This is a genomic window from Streptomyces sp. NPDC104307 (assembly GCF_055584045.1).
This window is the reverse complement of sequence record NZ_JBVJMU010000001.1, coordinates 382,692-398,854: the sequence shown is the minus strand read 5'-3', so window position 1 is coordinate 398,854 and position 16,163 is coordinate 382,692. Positions and strand designations below refer to the sequence as shown.

Below are 16,163 nucleotides of genomic sequence, written 5' to 3'. Positions count from 1 at the left end.
GCTCTCCCATTCGGTTTCGGGACACCGTCCCGCACTCTTCTGCCAGGAGAGAATGTGCACAGACCTAGCGCAGCCCTGCCCGCGAGACCGCGTACGGGCACGCTGTTGATCACTCTTCTCGCGCTTCTCGCTTCGTCGCTCGTGATGCTCACAGCGACCTCCGCCCGAGCCGCCGATTCCCTGCTCTCCCAGGGGAAAACCGCTACCGCCTCCTCCCACGAGGGAGACGGCTATCCGGCGTCGGCGGCCGTGGACGGGAACACGACCGGCACCCGCTGGGCCAGTGAATGGCGCGACCCGCAGTGGATCCAGGTGGACCTGGGCGCCACCGCGGACCTGAGCAGGGTCGTCCTGACCTGGGAGTCCGCCTACGGCAAGGCGTACCGGATCGAGGCGTCCGACAACGGATCGGACTGGCGCACGCTCAAGACCGTCACCGACGGCGACGGCGGCACCGACGAGCTGGCCGTCTCCGGATCCGGCCGGTACGTCAGGATGTACGGCACCGCCCGCGTCGGCGGCTACGGCTACTCCCTCTGGGAGTTCCAGGTGTACGGCAGCACCGACGGCACACCGCCCGCGACCGGCGGCGCGGTCCGGGTCACCGGCTCGCAGGGCAACTGGCAGCTGACCGTCGACGGCAAGCCCTACCAGGTCAAGGGACTGACCTGGGGCCCGTCCGTCGCCGACGCGGCACGCTACCTGCCCGACCTGAAGTCGATGGGTGTCAACACCATCCGCACCTGGGGCACCGACGCCTCCTCCAAGCCGCTGCTGGACGAGGCCGCGGCCAACGGCATCCGGGTCGTCAGCGGCTTCTGGCTCCAGCCGGGCGGCGGTCCCGGCAGCGGCGGCTGCGTCAACTACCTGACCGACGACGCGTACAAGGCGTCCTCGCTCACCGAGTTCGCCAAGTGGGTCGACACGTACAAGAACCACCCCGGCGTGCTCATGTGGAATGTCGGCAACGAGTCGGTGCTCGGTCTCCAGAACTGCTACAGCGGTGACGAACTGGAGAAGCAGCGCAACGCCTACACCACCTTCGTCAACGACGTGGCGAAGAAGATCCACACGATCGACCCCAACCACCCGGTGACGTCGACCGACGCCTGGACGGGTGCCTGGCCGTACTACAAGCGCAACGCCCCTGACCTGGACCTGTACTCGGTCAACTCCTACGGCGACATCTGCGGGGTGCGGGGCGCCTGGGAGTCCGGCGGCTACACCAAGCCCTACATCATCACCGAGGGCGGCCCGGCCGGTGAGTGGGAGGTCCCCGACGACGCCAACGGCGTCCCGGACGAGCCCACCGACGTGCAGAAGGCCGAGGGCTACACCAAGGCCTGGAACTGCATCACCGCCCACCAGGGCGTCGCCCTGGGCGCCACGCTCTTCCACTACGGAACGGAGCACGACTTCGGCGGCGTCTGGTTCAACGTGGTGCCCGACGGCAAGAAGCGGCTCTCGTACTACGCGCTGAAGAAGGCGTACAAGGGCTCCACGGCCGGCGACAACACCCCGCCCGTCATCAGCAACATGACGGTCCAGAACGCCAACGGCGCGCCTGCCGGAAAGGAGTTCACCATCGGCGCGGACATCCGCGACCCGGACAACGACGCGCTGACGTACAAGATCTATCTGAGCGGCAACTACGCCACCGGCGACAAGGCCCTGGTCGAGGCGGACTGGCGGTCCACGGGCAACGGCACCTTCGCGGTGAAGGCGCCGGAGCGGCTCGGGGTGTGGAAGGTCTACATCCAGGCCGAGGACGGACACGGCAACGCCGGCATCGAGACCAAGTCGGTGAAGGTCGTGGTGCCGCCGGTCACCGGCACCAACGTGGCGCTCGGGCGCCCGGCCACCGCCACCTCTGCCCAGGCCGGCAGCACCGGCTGCCCCTGCACCCCCGCCATGGCGGTCGACGGCAGGATGGACACCCGCTGGGCCAGCGACTGGAGCGACCCCCAGTCGATCCAGGTCGACCTCGGTGAGCGCAAGTCCTTCCGCCACCTCCAGCTGGTGTGGGACCCGGCCTACGCCAAGTCGTACGAGGTACTGGTCTCGGACGACGGCAGCAACTGGCGCTCGGTCTACTCCACCACCAGCGGGAACGGCGATGCCGACGATCTCGACATCGCCCAGACGGCCCGTTACGTGAAGCTCAGCCTCACGCAGCGGGGCACGGCCTGGGGCTACTCGCTCTGGGAGTTCGGCATCTACAGCTGATCACCCGGCGGCGCCGGTGAGGAGAGTCCGCCTCACCGGCGCCGCATCCCGGGGGCGTGTCGTCGGCGCGGCCGGGGCAGGGGAACGGCATGGTGATGACATGAACGTCGCAGATATTCTGGTGGATGGATACACCCGCGTCCGGGAGACGGTGCACTCAGCCGTCGAAGGCCTGGAACCCGACGACCTCCACGCCCGCCTCGACCAGGGGGCGAACTCGATCGCCTGGCTCGTCTGGCATCTGACCAGGGTCCAGGACGACCACATCGCGGACGCGGCCGGCATCGAACAGGTCTGGTCGGCCCAGGACTGGTCCGCCCGCTTCGATCTGCCCTTCGCCGAGGGGGCCACCGGCTACGGGCAGAGCAGCAAGCAGGTCGGCGAGGTGAAGGTGGACTCGGCGGAGCTGCTGATCGGCTACCACGACGCGGTGCACCTCCAGACCATCAGCTTCGTCCAGGGCCTCGACGGCCAGGCGCTGGACCGGGTCGTGGACGAGGCCTGGTCGCCGCCGGTCACCCTGGGCGTACGGCTGATCAGCGTGCTGTCGGACGATCTCCAGCACGCCGGGCAGGCCTCCTTCGTGCGCGGCTCGCTGGAGCGCCGGTAGACAGCCCCTCAGGCCGCGGGCGGGGCGATCGGTCCGCGGGTGCGGGCGTAGTGCCCCGGGCTGGTGCCCACGACGCGCTTGAAGTGGCGGGCCAGATGGGACTGGTCGTAGAAACCGGCCGATGACGCCACGTCGGGCCCCGGCAGTCCCTGGAGGAGAAGCCGGCGCGCCAGATCGACCCGGCGCCCGGTCATGTACTGGTGCGGTGCCATCCCGAACTCCCGGCTGAAGGCCCGCACCAGATGCGTGTGATGGGCGTGCAGGAGCTGCGCCGCCTCCTGGAGCGTGATGCCCGCCACGAACCGCTCGTCGAGGAGATCGCGCAGCCGGTGGGCGACCCTGCGGTCGTGCACGTACCGGACGGGCTCCAGCCGGTTGCGCAGATGCCGGTCGAGCCGCTCGGCGACCAGCGCGAGCCGGCTCGCCGCCTCCAGTTCGTCGCCCGGCCGGGAGAGCGTCGTGTGGAGCCGGGCGATCCGGCGCCGCAGCGCCGGATCGTGCAGCACGGGACTGTCCACGGCCATGCCGATCAGCCGCTCGTCGACCTGCGCGGTGTTGAGGTACAGGACGCGTTTGCGGAAGCCCTCGGCGGTCGCGGCGCCGCCGTTGTGCGGAATGTGTGGCGGCAGCAGCGTCACCACATGACTGAGCACGCCGTGCTCGTGGTGGTCCAGGTCGTACCGGACGGCGCCCTCGTCCACGATGAGCAGGGTCCACGCGTCATGCGTGTGCATGGGGTAGGAGTGATCGATGAAGTGGGCGTGGAAGACCTCTTCGATCCCCTCCACGGGCGGACACCACGCGGTGATGTCCGGACGAGCAGCCATGCACCGATCGTACGCCCGGCGCGGCACGCGCCCTGCCGCTCCCGGGCAGCGTGCAAAGTTCGTACAAGACGGGCCGGGGGAGGGGCGGGCAGGCTCGGGGCCATGACACACGAAACCGCCCCCGTCCGCTTCGACACCAAGATCGCCGTACTGCTCCGGGACGACCTGCTGACCTGGCAGCGGCTGAACGTCACGGCCTTCCTGGTCAGCGGGCTCGGCACGGCGGTGCCCGAACTCGTCGGCGAACCGTACGCCGACGCCGACGGCACCCCCTACCTGCCGATGTTCCGCCAGCCGGTCCTGGTCCTCGAAGGCGGGAAGGAGGTGCTGACCTCGGCCCACACCCGCGCGGTCGGCCGGGGTGTGCCGCTCTCGGTGTTCACGTCCGACCTCTTCTCGACGGGCAACGACCGGGACAACCGGGCCGCCGTCCGGGCCGTGCGGCGCGACGCGATGGACCTCGTCGGGCTGGCCGTGCACGGTCCCCGCAACGCCGTGGACAAGATCCTCAAGGGCGCGTCCATGCACTCCTGAACACGGTCGCCGCCGGCCCGGCGCGTACGGGGCCGGCGGCGCGCCCGGACCCCGTCACACGGTGCGTTCGACGAAGTAGGGGAGCAGCGCGAGGAGCTCCCCGGCCGCCTCCGGCTCCAGCGCGACGCTCTCCAGGCAGGCGCGGGCGCTGTCCAGGTGCCGATGGGCCTCGGCCACGGTGGCCGACCGGCCGCCCGCCTCCTCGGTCAGACGGGCCGCCCGCCGGGCCGCCGCGTCGTCGAGCGGCTCGCCGGTACGCAGCAGCGCGCCCAGTTCCAGCGCCGCCCGGTCGCCCGCCGCGAGGGCGGTCAGGACGGGGTACGTCTTCTTCTGCCGGCGCAGATCGCTGTGCACCGGCTTGCCCGTGACTTCCGGGTCGCCCCAGATGCCGAGCACGTCGTCCATGGCCTGGAAGGCGACCCCGAGATGGCGTCCCGCCGAGGTGAGGGCGTCGACGGCGGTCCGTCCGGCCCCGCCGAGCACGGCGCCCAGACCGGCGGCGCAGCCGAGCAGCGAGCCCGTCTTGTGCTCGGCCATCAGCCGGTACTCGTGCGGCCGCACGGCATCGGGTCCGGTCCAGGGCCGGGACTCGAAGAGCAGATCGTCGGCCTGACCGCGGACCAGGTCGTTCAGCGTTCCGGACAGCAGCCGCACGGCCTGCACGCAGTGCGCGCCGGGGGCGTCCGCCAGGGTCTGCACGGCCTGCGCGAAGAGCGCGTCGCCCGCCAGGACGGCGGGCCCGGTCCCGTAGGCCTTCCAGGCGGTGGCGCGCTGTCTGCGGGTCTCGTCGCCGTCCATGATGTCGTCGTGGAGCAGCGAGAAGGTGTGGATCAGCTCGGCCGCGACGGCGCCCCGTACCGCACTTCGCGCGGGCGCGCCGACGGCCTCCGCACCGAGCACCGCGAGGGCCTGCCGGATCCCCTTGCCCTGCGCACCGGGGACGGCCCGCCCACCGGGCCCGTCCCAGCCGAGCGAGAACGCGGTGATCTCGGCGTGCCACGGATGCAGCTGCCGCACGGCCCGCTCCAGGCCGGGCCGGACGAGAGCGCGGCAGCGGGAGAGTATCTCCGGCGCCGTGGCCTGCTGGGTCACCGGCGGTGTCATCGGCGGCCGGCTTCCCCGGCCACCGTGTCACCGGCCGGTGACACGCCGAGTTCCGCGTAGGCCTTGTCGACCATGTCGCGGGCGTTGAGCAGTCCGATCCGGTCCAGCGTGACCCGCAGGCCGTCCAGTTCCGCGGCGGTCTGCGCGCGGTCCCGGCCCAGCCGGGCGAGCGACTTCACCAGGCCGAGGCGGGCCAGCGCCTCGCCCCGGGGCTCGGTCATCGCCCGGAATTCCCCCAGCGCCTCTTCGTAGACCTGCCGGGCCTCTTCGTACCGCCCGGCACGGTAGAGCACGTTGGCGCGCATCTTGTGGTTGTAGGCGAGGGCGCTGGACAAGTTCATTTCGCGGCAGGTCAGTTCGGCCTCCGACAGCAGGGCGAGCGCCCGCTCCGGGTCGTTGTCCCGTACGGAGATGATGTCGGCCATACCGCGCAGGGCCCAGGCCCGGCCGCGCCGGTCGTCGGCGTTCCCGGCCAGCTGCGCCGCCTCCTCGAACATCTCCAGTGCGGTGTCGAACGAGCCGGTGTTGCGGTGGATCTGCGCGATGCCCTCCAGGGCCCAGACGGTGTGCCGCGCCTCGCCCCGGGCCCGCGCCTCCGCGAGGAGCTGCTCGTGCAGCGCCGCGACGGTCCGGTAGTCGCCCTGGATGCGGCCGGTCTCCGCGAGCCCGGCGAGCGAGTAGCCCCTGGCGACCACATCGCCGCCCTTCTTGCCGAGCTCTGCCGCCAGCCCCAGCAGCCGGAAGGCGAGTCGCAGCGAGCCCCGCTGGCGGGCGAGGGTGCCGCCGCTCCACAGCGCCCAGGCCATCGCCCCGGTGTCCTCGGCAGAACGGGCCGCGCGGTAGCTGGCCTTCCAGGCGCGGTCGGCGTCCCGCACATGGCCCAGCCTGCGGTGCGCCTCGGCCACCGCGAGACCGGTGCGGGCCACCTCCTGCTGAGATCCGGCGAGTTCGGCGGCCCTCAAGTGGCGTTCTCCCTCGGCCAGTACGTCGGTGAGGGAGGCGTTCACGGACATCTTGGTGAGAGCGCCCTGGTACTCGGGGGCCAGTGCTTTGCTGTGCATGGGAGCCTTTCACGCGCGAACGGGCCGGCCGCGTCAACTATACGCGTGATGTATACACGCAGTGCATAGTTGCCCGGTGGTCCGACCTGTGCGCTCATGGGGGGTCGGAAGAGGCTTGTCGTGTGCGGCGTGCCGCCTTGTTGTGGATCAAGACGGCTGTGGCGCGCTCACGGTTGCTTCCAGTTCACCTATTCGTACGGACATCCGCTCCTGGCGTTCGTCCGGTCAGCCGGACCGGTCCGCCAGGTGCTCGGTGAACCACTCCCGGGCCAGCCCGGCGACCTCGTCCAGCGCGCCCGGCTCCTCGAACAGGTGCGTGGCACCGGCGACGACGTCCAGCCGGTTCTCGCAGCGCAGCGCCGACTTCGCCTGCTGGTTCAGCTCCAGTACCCGGGGGTCGCGGCCGCCCACGACGAGCAGCGTCGGAGACCGGACGTCACCGAGGCAGGGGCCCGCCAGATCGGGCCGGCCGCCCCGGGAGACGACCGCGCCGATCCCCGTGCCGCGTTCCGCCCCCATGGTCGCGGCCGCCCGCAGCGCGGCGGCCGCCCCGGTGCTCGCCCCGAAGACACCTACTGGCAGGGACTCGCGACGCAGCAGCCAGCCGGTGGCGTCCACCAGCCGCTCCGCCAGGGTCCCGATGTCGAAGACGTTGGCGCGGTCCGCCTCCTCGGCCGGTGTCAGCAGGTCGAAGAGCAGGGTGCCGAACCCCGCCCGGTGCAGGGCCGCCGCCACCGAGCGGTTGCGCGGACTGTGCCGGCTGCTGCCCGAGCCGTGGGCGAACACCACGAGAGCGCGAGCGGGTCCGGCCGCGGTCAGCTCACCCGGCAGCACGACGCCGCCCGCCGCCACGTCCACCTCGACGGACGCCGGCGCGGACGCCCGGTCCCCGGCCCGCGCCAGCAGCGCGACGACCTCCTCCTCGGGGGTCTGGCCGAAGTCCCGGTACCACTCACCCACCGCGGAGAACCGGGGCGGCGTGGACAGGCACACCAGCTCGTCCACCTGGCCGCGTACCCGCTCGGCGGCGTCCGGCGCCGCCACCGGTACGGCGAGCACGACGCGTGCCGCACCCTGCGCACGGGCCACCTCGCACGCGGCCAGCGCGGTCGCGCCGGTCGCGACGCCGTCGTCCACGATGATCACGACGCGTCCCTCGAAGCGGATGCGCGGCCGGTCGCCGCGGAAGGCGCGGGCCCGCCGCAGCAGCTCGGCGCCCTCGGCGCGCTCCACGGCGGCGAGGTCCGCAGACGACGCCCCGCTGCGGCGCACGATGTCCTCGCTGATGACCCGCACACCGCCCTCCCCGATGGCGCCGAAGCCCAGTTCCGGGTGGCGCGGGACGCCGAGCTTGCGGACCACGATCACATCGAGCGGCGCGCCGAGCTCCTGGGCGACCCGGAAGGCCACCGGGACCCCGCCCCGGGGCAGGCCCAGCACGACGGGGTCGCTTCCCGCCAGCGGATGGAGAGCCGCCGCGAGCCGTTGTCCCGCGTCGGCACGATCGGAGAACAGCACGGGGATTCACCCCAGACCGGAAGAGGAGGACAGCCGTCCGCGCACCTTCTCCGAGTCGACACCGTGCACTACAGGTGCGCAAGCCGGCGACGGAGCCCGTTCCGCCGGGAACGGTCCGCCCTGAGGCCGTCGCACGTCACAGGACGGAACGCGCCACCCGGAACCCGGTGTCGTCGATCCGGAACGTCGGGTGGCTGCGCCGTCGCACAGAGGCCCGGCAGCTCCAGTGCTCGTCGAACCAGCCGCCGCCGCGCAGTACCCGGTAGCTGCCGTACACCTCGGCGTCGTAGACGTCCCAGCACCATTCCCAGACATTGCCCAACGTGTCGTACAGACCCCAGGCGTTCGGTTCCCTGCCGCCCACCTCGTGCATCCGCTCCCGCGAGTTGCCACGGTGCCAGGCGATGTCGTCGAGCTCCCCGTAACGCGCACCGGTCGTACCGGCGCGGCAGGCGTGCTCCCACTCCGCCTCCGTGGGCAGCCGGTAGCCGTCGGCGGCGCTGTCCCAGCCGACGGACTCCGTGCCCTCTGCACCCTCGGCGGCGGCTTCGACCCGGTAGACGGGGGTCAGCCCGGCCTGTACCGACAGGGCGTTGCAGAACCGGACCGCGTCCAGCCAGGAGACGCCCTCGACGGGCAGCCGGCCGCCCTGAGCGGTGGCCGGGCGCTCGCCGGTGACCTGCGCGTACAGGTCCTGGGTGACCACGGACGCGGCGATCCGGTACGGGGCGAGAGCGACCGTCCAACTGCGTTGCGTGCGCCGGTCCGACAGCGTGACCCGGCCCGCCGGGACTGTGATCATCCGGATGTCCGTGACTGTGTCCATGGAGCACTGATCGTATCAACGCCGCTGAGGACGGCGCCCGGTTCGCGCCCGGCCGGTCAGCCCGCCGACGCCTCGCGGGCGATCGCGTCGAACCGCGCGCCCATCGCCGCCGCCAGCGCCTGCGCCCCGGACAGCGGCCGGACCATCACCGTCATGTCGTCGATCTCACCGGCGTCGTTCAGGTGCAGGAAGTCGCAGCCGCTGATCTCCCGGTCGCCCACCTTCGCGGTGAACGCCAGCGCGTGGTCGCGGCCGTCCGCACTCGCCATCTCCCGGACGTACCGGAAGTCCGAGAACACCTCGGTGACCGCGCGCAGGATCGCGGCGGTGAGGGGCCTGCCGGCGTACGGCTTGAACGCCACCGGGCTGGTGAAGACGACGTCCTCGGCCAGCATCGCCTCGATCGCGTCGAGATCGTGCGCCTCGACGGCTTCGCGGAAGGGGTGCATAGGGCGCTCCACAGTCAATTTGTCGAACAGGTGTTGAAGAGGTTAATCACCTGGGCGTTACGGCTCTACCGCGGGCTGGACCGGCGGACGGCTCAACGGCGTTGTCAGACCCATCGTTTAGGTTCTTCCCATGACTGAGTTCGTATTGGTGGCGGGTGCCTGGCTGGGAGCGTCGGCATGGGACGAGGTGGTGCCCGGTCTGCGCGCGGCCGGGCACGGCGCCCATCCGGTGACCCTGACCGGCGTCGGGGAGAAGCGGGGACTGCCGGTCGGCCCGCAGGCCCATGTGGCCGACATTGTCGAGGAGGTGGAGCGCCTCGGTCTGCGTGACGTCGTCCTGGTCGGCCACAGTTACTCGGGCATCCCAGCCGGCCAGGCTGCCGCCCGCATCGGTGACCGGCTGGCCCGGGTCGTCTTCGTGGACGCCAGCGTTCCGGCCGACGGCGAGTCCTTCGTATCGGCCTGGTGGCAGGGGCCGGCCGCGCTGGAGGCCGAGCTCGCGGGCAACGGCGGCTCCTGGGCGCCGCCGGCCCCGGCCGACTTCGAGGGCCAGGGACTCACCGAGGAGCAGACCGCGCGGCTCGTGGCCGACGCGACGCCGCACCCGGGCGCCTCGCTGAGCGATCCCGCCGAACTTGTACGCCCGCTCGACGGCCTACCGGCCACCTACGTCAAATGCCTGCTCGACGGCCCGGAACCGAGCGACGACGTGGCCGCGCTGCTGACCGGGGACAGCTGGGAGCTGGTCACCATGGACACCGGCCACTGGCCGATGTACTCTCGCCCGGCGGAGCTGGTCCGGATTCTCACCGGGGCGGCCGAGCGCCGGGCCTGAGCGGGCGCCGGCAGCCCCCGCGGCCCGGTACCGCCCGCCGTCCCTCAGCCACGAACAGTCGATCAGTACGCGCGCTCCCGCACCGTTCCGGGCTGCAATGGACGGGTGACCGCGCCCCCGGACGACTGCCTCGCGCGCAACGAATGGATCTGCGGCGCCTACCTGAGCAGCCGCCGGCACATCCTGTGGGAGGCCGTGCTCCAGCACCTCCAGCTGACCGTGATCGCCGTACTCATCGGCCTGGTGCTCGCCCTCCCGCTCGCCCTCGCCGCCCGCCGCTGGCGCTGGGCGGCGGGTCCGGTGCTCGGGGTCACCACCGTCCTGTACACCGTGCCGTCCCTCGCGATGTTCTCGCTGCTGCTGCCGGTGTACGGACTCTCCGCCGCGCTCGTCGTCGCGGGCCTGGTCCTGTACTCCCTCACCCTCCTCGTACGCAACATCCTGGCCGGACTGAGAGCCGTACCGGAGGAGACCCGGCAGGCGGCCCGGGGCATGGGATACGGGCCCGTACGGCTGCTCGTCGCCGTGGAACTGCCCCTCGCCCTGCCCGCCGCCATGGCCGGGCTGCGCATCGCCACCGTCTCCGCGGTCTCCCTGGTCACCATCGGCGCGATCGTCGGCTACGGCGGCCTCGGCAACCTCATCTACTCCGGGATGAACACCTACTTCAAGGCCCAGGTGCTCACCGCGTCCATCCTCTGCGTCGTCATCGCCGTCGCCGCCGACCTGCTGCTCCTCCTCGTGCAGCGCCTGCTGACCCCCTGGACCCGGAGGCAGTCGTGAACACCCTCTCCAAAGCCTGGTCCTGGCTCACGACCTCCGCGCACTGGTACGGCGACGACGGCATCTGGACCCGGCTCGGCCAGCACCTCTACCTCACCGTCGTCTGCCTGCTGATCAGCTGCCTCATCGCGTTGCCCGTCGCTCTGGTCCTCGGCCACCTCGGCAAGGGCGGCGCCCTCGCCGTCAACATCTCCAACGTCGGCCGGGCCGTCCCCACCTTCGCCGTCCTGGTGCTGCTCCTGCTCACCCCGGTCGGCCGGTTCGGCGAAGGGCCGACCATCGTGGCCCTCGTCCTGTTCGCCGTACCGCCGCTGCTCACCAACGCCTACGTCGGGATGCGGGAGGTCGACCAGGACGTGGTGCGGGCGGCCCGGGGCATGGGGATGACCGGACGGCAGCTGCTGTTCCAGGTCGAGGTGCCGCTCGCCCTGCCGCTGATCCTGACCGGTGTCCGGATCGCGGCCGTGCAGCTCGTCGCCACCGCCACCATCGCCGCCCTGGCGGGCGGCGGCGGCCTGGGCCGGATCATCACCGCCGGTTTCAACCTCGCCTCCACCGCCCAGGTCGTCGCCGGAGCGGTCCTGGTGGCCGTGTTCGCCCTGATCGTCGAGGGGCTCTTCGAGCTGGCGCAGCGGCTCGCGCCCGACTGGGTCCGTGACGGGAACGCCGGATGAGGGCCCGCCGCGCGGTCCCCGCGATCCTGCTCCTCGCGCTGCCGGTGACCGCCTGTACCACCGGACCGGCGCTGGAGAACCAGGGCGAGCTCACCGCACCGCCAGGCGACAGCAGACACCTCACCATCGGCTCCGCGGGCTTCACCGAGAGCGATCTGCTCGCCCAGATGTACGCCCTGCTGCTCGACCGGTCCGGATACTCCACGAAGATCATCTCCGTCACCAACCGGGAGATCTACGAACCGGCGCTGGAGAGCGGCCAGATCGACGTCGTACCGGAGTACGCCGCCACCTTCGCCGACTGGCTGAACGCCAAGAAGAACGGCGCCGACGCCGCGCCCGTCGGCTCCCCGGACCTCGCCGCCACCATGAAGGCCCTGCGCGCCCTGGCCGCACCGCGCGGCCTCACCGTCCTGGACCCCGGACGCGCCGTCGACCAGAACGCCTTCGCGGTCACCTCCGCGTTCGCGAGGAAGCACCACCTGAAATCGCTGAGCGACCTGGGCAGATCAGGGTTGCCGGTCCGGCTGGCGGCGGGTGACGAATGCGTGCAGCGCCCGTACTGCGCACCCGGGCTCAAGAAGACGTACGGCATCGACATCACCGCCGTGGACCCCAAGGGCGTCGGCACCACCCAGGCCAAGCAGGCGGTCCAGAGCGGCCGGGACCAGATGGTGCTGACCACAACCACGGACGCCACCCTGGATCAGTTCGGGCTCGTCCTTCTCGCGGACGACAAGCACCTGCAGAACGCCGACTACCTCGTCCCCGTCGTCAACCGGTCCCGGGCGGGCAGCGAGGGCGTGCGCAGGGCGCTGGGCAAGCTCAACACCGTACTGACCACGGCAGATCTGGCCCGGCTGAACGAGCAGGTCGACAGCTGGCGACGGCTCCCGGAGGACGTGGCCCGCAACTATCTGCGGTCCGAGCACCTCATCCCGGCCGGCTGAGCGCCCAGCGGGGTGGCGGGCGCGGTCCGATGAGTTCGCGCCTCCGGTGGAGTCATCCTGTTGAACCCCACACCTGAGAAGGCGGAGCGATGAGCACCCTGCGCGAAGTACTCGAAACGCATGTCCGTCACGGCTCTGTGCCGGGCGCGGTGGGGCTGGTGGCCCGCGGCGAACGCATCGAGGTGGCGGCCGCCGGTTCCGCCTTCACGGACGGCGGCGTGCCGATGGCCCGCGACTCGATCTTCCGGATCGCCTCGATCACCAAGCCGGTCACCGCGGCGGCGGCCATGATGCTGATCGAGGGCGGCCGGATCGCGGCCTCGGACCCGGTCGGGCGGTGGCTGCCCGAACTGGCGTCACCGAAGGTCGTACGCACCCCGGACGGCCCGGTCGACGACGTGGTCCCGGCCGTCCGGCCGATCACCGTGTCCGACCTGCTCACCTTCCGCGCCGGGTACGGGTTCCCCTCCGACTTCTCGCTGCCCGCTGTCGCACCCCTGTTCAGCGAGTTGCACCAGGGCTCACCGGAACCGAGGGGCGTCGCCGCCCCGGACGAGTGGATGGCCGCGCTGGCCCGCATTCCGATGCTCCACCAGCCGGGCGAGGCGTGGCTGTACAACACCTGCTCGGACATCCTGGGCGTCCTGATCGCCAGGGTCTCCGGCCAGTCGCTGCCGGAGTTCATGGCGGAGCGGCTGTTCGAGCCGCTCGGGATGACCGACACCGGCTTCGCCGTCCAGGCGGACCGGCTCGACCGGTTCACCGGCTACTACCGGGCCGGCGCGGAAGGAGCCCTGGAACTGGTGGACGCCCCTGACGGGCAGTGGAGCAGCATGCCGGACTTCCCGTCCGGGGCGGGCGGGCTCGTCTCGACCGTCGACGACTGGTACGCGTTCGCCCGGATGCTGCTCGACGAGGGGGCCGTCGGCAGCCGCAGCCTGCTGACGCCCGAATCGGTGCGGCAGATGACGACCGACCACCTGACCCCCGCTCAGCGTGCGGCCAGCGGGCTGTTCACCGAGGGACAGGGCTGGGGGTACGGCGGTGCGGTCGACGTCGAGACACTCGCTCCCTGGAACGTGCCGGGGCGCTACGGCTGGGTCGGTGGCACCGGCACGACGGCGCACATCATCCCTTCCACCGGCACGGTCGCCGTCATGCTCAGCCAGGTCGCGATGGCGGGCCCCACCCCGCCGGTCATGATGCGGGACTTCTGGCAGTACGCGGCGGGCCCTCACTAGAGTCGCCCGCATGCCTGATCACGCCTACCTCGCCGCCGTCCGGGAGTCGTACGACACCGTCGCCTCCGACTACTTCGAACGGGTCAAGCCTCCGGAGGAGCTCGATCCGCTGTCACGGGGCATGCTGAACGTCTTCGCGGAGACGGTGCGAACGGCCGGGCTCGGGCCTGTCGCCGACCTGGGCTGCGGGCCCGGCAGAGTCGCGGCCTACCTCGCCGAGCGGCAGGTGGACGTATTCGGGCTGGACCTGTCGCCCGCCATGGTCGAGCTGGCCCGCGGCGCCCACCCGGATCTGCGATTCGGCGTCGGCTCGATGACCTCGCTCCCGGTCCAGGACGGCGGACTCGGCGGCATCCTGGCCTACTACTCCACGCACCACACCCCACCGGCGCTGCTGCCCGTGGTGTTCGGTGAGTTCCGTCGCACCCTCGCGCCGGGCGGCTGCCTGATGCTGGCCGGCCACGTGGGGGCCGGCCAGCACCTGCGTCCCACCCGGGCGTACGGCGGCCACCCCGTCTCCTACGAGTCGTACCTGCTGCCGCCCGACCGGATCGCGCAGCTCCTGAAGCAGGCCGGGTTCGCACTCACCGCGCGGCTGGTGGAGGAACCCCGTGAAGGGGCCGAGCGGACCTTCGCGACCTTCCTCGCCCGCAGGCCGGAGCAGTCCTGAGGACCCCCTCCGTCCGGCGGCCTGATCACCGGCATGTCAGAGGGCTCTGGCAGCATCACGGTCATGACCGACATCGATGACCTCGTACAACGCGTCGCCGTCCGGGCCGCAGCAGACAACGAGGACCTTCCCACGCCTGCGGACGATGCCCGAATAGCGCGGGCCGAGGCCCAACTCGGCTTCGCGCTGCACCCCCTGCTGGCGCGCCTGTACCGCGGGGTCGCCGATGGTGGCTTCGGCCCCGGGTACGGGCTGCTGCCGCTGTCCGGTCCGGACGCCAGTGTCGTCGGCGAATACCTGACGCGCCGTGAGGCATCCGTCGCAGTGGAGCACCCGGAGTGGCCCGCAGGCGTCGTACCGGTCCTGACCTGGGGCTGTGGCATGTACGCGGGCGTCGACTGTCTGGTTGAGGACGGTCAGGTCCTGCTCTTCGAGCCGAACCCGTACGGCGGCGGATCGTGGGAGCAGTGCTGGTTCCTCGACTCCGCCGGCCTCGCGGAGTGGCTGGAGACCTGGCTCGCGGGGACGGGCTGGTTCGAGGAGGACGCCTACGAAAGGGACGACGTGGCCGAACCCGAGCTGTGGGAACAGGCCGGAAGCCGGCTGTCCGCCGGCGGGTAGACCGAGCGGCGGCGGTGGAGGCGCACCCGTCAGGCGTCCGACACCGAGTCGAAGTCGACCTCGTCGCGTCCCACGCCCTGCGCGTCCGCGTCCACGGAGCGGCGAAGCGCCTCGTGTAGCTTCGCCGGAGTCAGCACGCCGAGGAACCGCGCCCCGTCCAGCACCGCCACCCAGCCGGCGTCGTGCTGGAGCATCTCGCTGAACGCCTGCTTCAACGGGGCGCCGACCGGCACCCACGCGTCCATCCGGCGGGCAAGCTCACCCACCGTGCCGTGCTCCCCGGCGATCCGCAGCGCGTCCGCAGCCACCCAGCCGTGCAGTTCGCCCTCACCGTTCAGGACCACGGCCCACCGTGAGCCCGCTGAGCCGAGCCGGGCCGCCGCCACCCCGGCCGGCTCGTCCAGCCGGGCGACCGGGGGCTCCTCCAGGTCCTCCGGTTCGATCGTGGTGACCGAGAGCCGCTTGAGGCCCCGGTCGGCGCCGACGAACCGGGCCACGTACGGGGTTGCGGGGGACCCGAGCACCGCCCCCGGGCTGTCGTACTGCTCGATGCGGCCCTCCCCGTACACCGCGATGCGGTCACCCATCCGCACGGCCTCCTCGATGTCGTGGGTGACCATCAGAACCGTCTTCCTGACCGTTGCCTGGAGGCTCAAGAACTCGTTCTGCAGCCGCTCCCGCACCACCGGGTCCACCGCGCCGAACGGTTCGTCCATCAGCAGCACCGGCGGGTCGGCGGCCAGCGCGCGGGCCACGCCGACCCGCTGGCGCTGGCCGCCGGAGAGCTGGGCGGGGTACCGGGAGCCGTAGGTCGCCGGATCGAGACCGACCAGATCCAGCAGTTCGGCCGCCCGCTCCCGCGCCCTGGACCGCTTCCAGCCGACCAGTGCCGGGACTGTCGCGGTGTTGTCGAGGACCGTCCGGTGCGGGAAGAGCCCGACCTGCTGGATGACGTAGCCGATCCCGCGGCGCAGCTTCACCGGGTCGAGAGTCGAGATGTCCTCGCCGTTCACCAGGATCCGCCCGGAGGTCGGCTCGATCAGCCGGTTGACCATCATCATCGTGGTGGTCTTGCCGCAGCCGGACGGCCCGACGAGGGTGACGAGCTCACCCTCGCTGACTTCAAAGGACAGTTCGTGCACCGCCGTCGTGCCGTCCGGATAGACCTTGCCGACCTGCTCGAACCGGATCATGACTGCACGTTAGGAGGCGGCCGGGCCCACCGCACACGGGC

17 protein-coding genes are annotated in these 16,163 nt (G+C 71.6%); 10 read left to right on the top strand and 7 right to left on the bottom strand.

All coding sequences use genetic code 11. The features are described from left to right. The first annotated feature begins 54 nt into the window (after positions 1-54). On the top strand, positions 55-2,226 hold the full coding sequence (locus ACZ601_RS01495; RefSeq protein WP_469531916.1) for a discoidin domain-containing protein: 2,172 nt from the start codon (positions 55-57) through the stop codon (positions 2,224-2,226). A gap of 100 nt (positions 2,227-2,326) precedes the next feature. Then, positions 2,327-2,836 carry a mycothiol transferase gene (locus ACZ601_RS01490; RefSeq protein WP_469531915.1) on the top strand — a complete coding sequence of 170 codons (510 nt, stop codon included), beginning with the start codon at positions 2,327-2,329 and terminating at the stop codon, positions 2,834-2,836. Between the two features lie 8 nt (positions 2,837-2,844). On the opposite strand, the gene ACZ601_RS01485 is transcribed toward ACZ601_RS01490, so the two are convergent. Further along, positions 2,845-3,663, bottom strand: a complete 819-nt coding sequence (locus tag ACZ601_RS01485) for a helix-turn-helix transcriptional regulator (RefSeq protein WP_469531914.1) — start codon at positions 3,661-3,663, stop codon at positions 2,845-2,847. Positions 3,664-3,765: 102 nt separating this feature from the next. On the opposite strand from ACZ601_RS01485, the gene ACZ601_RS01480 reads away from it, so the two are divergent. Further along, a complete protein-coding gene (locus tag ACZ601_RS01480; protein WP_469531913.1) occupies positions 3,766-4,197 on the top strand; it encodes a DUF2000 family protein in 432 nt (143 codons plus the stop codon). 54 nt (positions 4,198-4,251) lie between these two features. Here the strand turns inward: ACZ601_RS01480 and ACZ601_RS01475 are convergent, their stop codons facing one another. The 5 genes from ACZ601_RS01475 to ACZ601_RS01455 all read right to left on the bottom strand — a co-directional run bounded on the left by ACZ601_RS01475 (position 4,252) and on the right by ACZ601_RS01455 (position 9,155). Continuing rightward, positions 4,252-5,301 (bottom strand): polyprenyl synthetase family protein, encoded by a 1,050-nt coding sequence (locus ACZ601_RS01475; protein ID WP_469531912.1) that lies wholly within the window; start codon positions 5,299-5,301, stop codon positions 4,252-4,254. Beyond that, complete coding sequence (locus tag ACZ601_RS01470; protein ID WP_469531911.1) at positions 5,298-6,362, bottom strand: tetratricopeptide repeat protein; 1,065 nt, start codon at positions 6,360-6,362, stop codon at positions 5,298-5,300. Before ACZ601_RS01470 ends, ACZ601_RS01475 begins: the two co-directional genes overlap by 4 nt. A 225-nt stretch (positions 6,363-6,587) precedes the next feature. Continuing rightward, entirely contained in the window at positions 6,588-7,880 is a 1,293-nt protein-coding gene (locus ACZ601_RS01465) for a phosphoribosyltransferase family protein (protein ID WP_469531909.1), read from the bottom strand. Positions 7,881-8,016: 136 nt separating this feature from the next. Then, positions 8,017-8,706: a formylglycine-generating enzyme family protein gene (locus ACZ601_RS01460; RefSeq protein ID WP_469531908.1), complete on the bottom strand. Its 690-nt coding sequence runs from the start codon at positions 8,704-8,706 to the stop codon at positions 8,017-8,019. 56 nt (positions 8,707-8,762) lie between these two features. Beyond that, positions 8,763-9,155: a nuclear transport factor 2 family protein gene (locus tag ACZ601_RS01455; RefSeq protein WP_469531906.1), complete on the bottom strand. Its 393-nt coding sequence runs from the start codon at positions 9,153-9,155 to the stop codon at positions 8,763-8,765. A 130-nt stretch (positions 9,156-9,285) separates the two neighbouring features. Here ACZ601_RS01455 and ACZ601_RS01450 point away from each other — a divergent pair, with 130 nt between their 5' ends. The 7 genes from ACZ601_RS01450 to ACZ601_RS01420 all read left to right on the top strand — a co-directional run bounded on the left by ACZ601_RS01450 (position 9,286) and on the right by ACZ601_RS01420 (position 14,929). Then, entirely contained in the window at positions 9,286-9,990 is a 705-nt protein-coding gene (locus ACZ601_RS01450; RefSeq protein WP_469531905.1) for an alpha/beta fold hydrolase, read from the top strand. 105 nt (positions 9,991-10,095) lie between these two features. Further along, positions 10,096-10,773, top strand: coding sequence for an ABC transporter permease (locus ACZ601_RS01445; RefSeq protein WP_440573227.1), 678 nt, complete (start codon positions 10,096-10,098; stop codon positions 10,771-10,773). Continuing rightward, complete coding sequence (locus tag ACZ601_RS01440; RefSeq protein ID WP_440573228.1) at positions 10,770-11,447, top strand: ABC transporter permease; 678 nt, start codon at positions 10,770-10,772, stop codon at positions 11,445-11,447. Before ACZ601_RS01445 ends, ACZ601_RS01440 begins: the two co-directional genes overlap by 4 nt. Beyond that, positions 11,444-12,397, top strand: a complete 954-nt coding sequence (locus tag ACZ601_RS01435; protein ID WP_469531902.1) for an ABC transporter substrate-binding protein — start codon at positions 11,444-11,446, stop codon at positions 12,395-12,397. Before ACZ601_RS01440 ends, ACZ601_RS01435 begins: the two co-directional genes overlap by 4 nt. Positions 12,398-12,486: 89 nt before the next feature. Next, positions 12,487-13,638 (top strand): serine hydrolase domain-containing protein, encoded by a 1,152-nt coding sequence (locus tag ACZ601_RS01430; RefSeq protein WP_469531901.1) that lies wholly within the window; start codon positions 12,487-12,489, stop codon positions 13,636-13,638. Between the two features lie 10 nt (positions 13,639-13,648). Then, a complete protein-coding gene (locus ACZ601_RS01425) occupies positions 13,649-14,308 on the top strand; it encodes a class I SAM-dependent methyltransferase (protein ID WP_469531899.1) in 660 nt (219 codons plus the stop codon). Positions 14,309-14,371: 63 nt separating this feature from the next. Next, the gene (locus ACZ601_RS01420) at positions 14,372-14,929 is read left to right on the top strand and encodes an SMI1/KNR4 family protein (RefSeq protein ID WP_469531897.1); all 558 of its coding nucleotides are present in this window, start codon (positions 14,372-14,374) and stop codon (positions 14,927-14,929) included. A gap of 29 nt (positions 14,930-14,958) precedes the next feature. Here ACZ601_RS01420 and ACZ601_RS01415 read toward each other — a convergent pair whose 3' ends face one another. Further along, positions 14,959-16,122 (bottom strand): ABC transporter ATP-binding protein, encoded by a 1,164-nt coding sequence (locus ACZ601_RS01415; RefSeq protein ID WP_469531895.1) that lies wholly within the window; start codon positions 16,120-16,122, stop codon positions 14,959-14,961. Positions 16,123-16,163 lie beyond the last annotated feature (41 nt).

Coding starts and splice junctions, on each gene's coding strand:
- ACZ601_RS01485 (WP_469531914.1), bottom strand. CDS start 3,663: ATGGCTGCTCGTCCGGACATCACCGCGTGGTGTCCGCCCGTGGAGGGG.
- ACZ601_RS01460 (WP_469531908.1), bottom strand. CDS start 8,706: ATGGACACAGTCACGGACATCCGGATGATCACAGTCCCGGCGGGCCGG.
- ACZ601_RS01425 (WP_469531899.1), top strand. CDS start 13,649: ATGCCTGATCACGCCTACCTCGCCGCCGTCCGGGAGTCGTACGACACC.
- ACZ601_RS01455 (WP_469531906.1), bottom strand. CDS start 9,155: ATGCACCCCTTCCGCGAAGCCGTCGAGGCGCACGATCTCGACGCGATC.
- ACZ601_RS01475 (WP_469531912.1), bottom strand. CDS start 5,301: ATGACACCGCCGGTGACCCAGCAGGCCACGGCGCCGGAGATACTCTCC.
- ACZ601_RS01490 (WP_469531915.1), top strand. CDS start 2,327: ATGAACGTCGCAGATATTCTGGTGGATGGATACACCCGCGTCCGGGAG.
- ACZ601_RS01435 (WP_469531902.1), top strand. CDS start 11,444: ATGAGGGCCCGCCGCGCGGTCCCCGCGATCCTGCTCCTCGCGCTGCCG.
- ACZ601_RS01480 (WP_469531913.1), top strand. CDS start 3,766: ATGACACACGAAACCGCCCCCGTCCGCTTCGACACCAAGATCGCCGTA.
- ACZ601_RS01450 (WP_469531905.1), top strand. CDS start 9,286: ATGACTGAGTTCGTATTGGTGGCGGGTGCCTGGCTGGGAGCGTCGGCA.
- ACZ601_RS01420 (WP_469531897.1), top strand. CDS start 14,372: ATGACCGACATCGATGACCTCGTACAACGCGTCGCCGTCCGGGCCGCA.
- ACZ601_RS01470 (WP_469531911.1), bottom strand. CDS start 6,362: ATGCACAGCAAAGCACTGGCCCCCGAGTACCAGGGCGCTCTCACCAAG.
- ACZ601_RS01430 (WP_469531901.1), top strand. CDS start 12,487: ATGAGCACCCTGCGCGAAGTACTCGAAACGCATGTCCGTCACGGCTCT.
- ACZ601_RS01415 (WP_469531895.1), bottom strand. CDS start 16,122: ATGATCCGGTTCGAGCAGGTCGGCAAGGTCTATCCGGACGGCACGACG.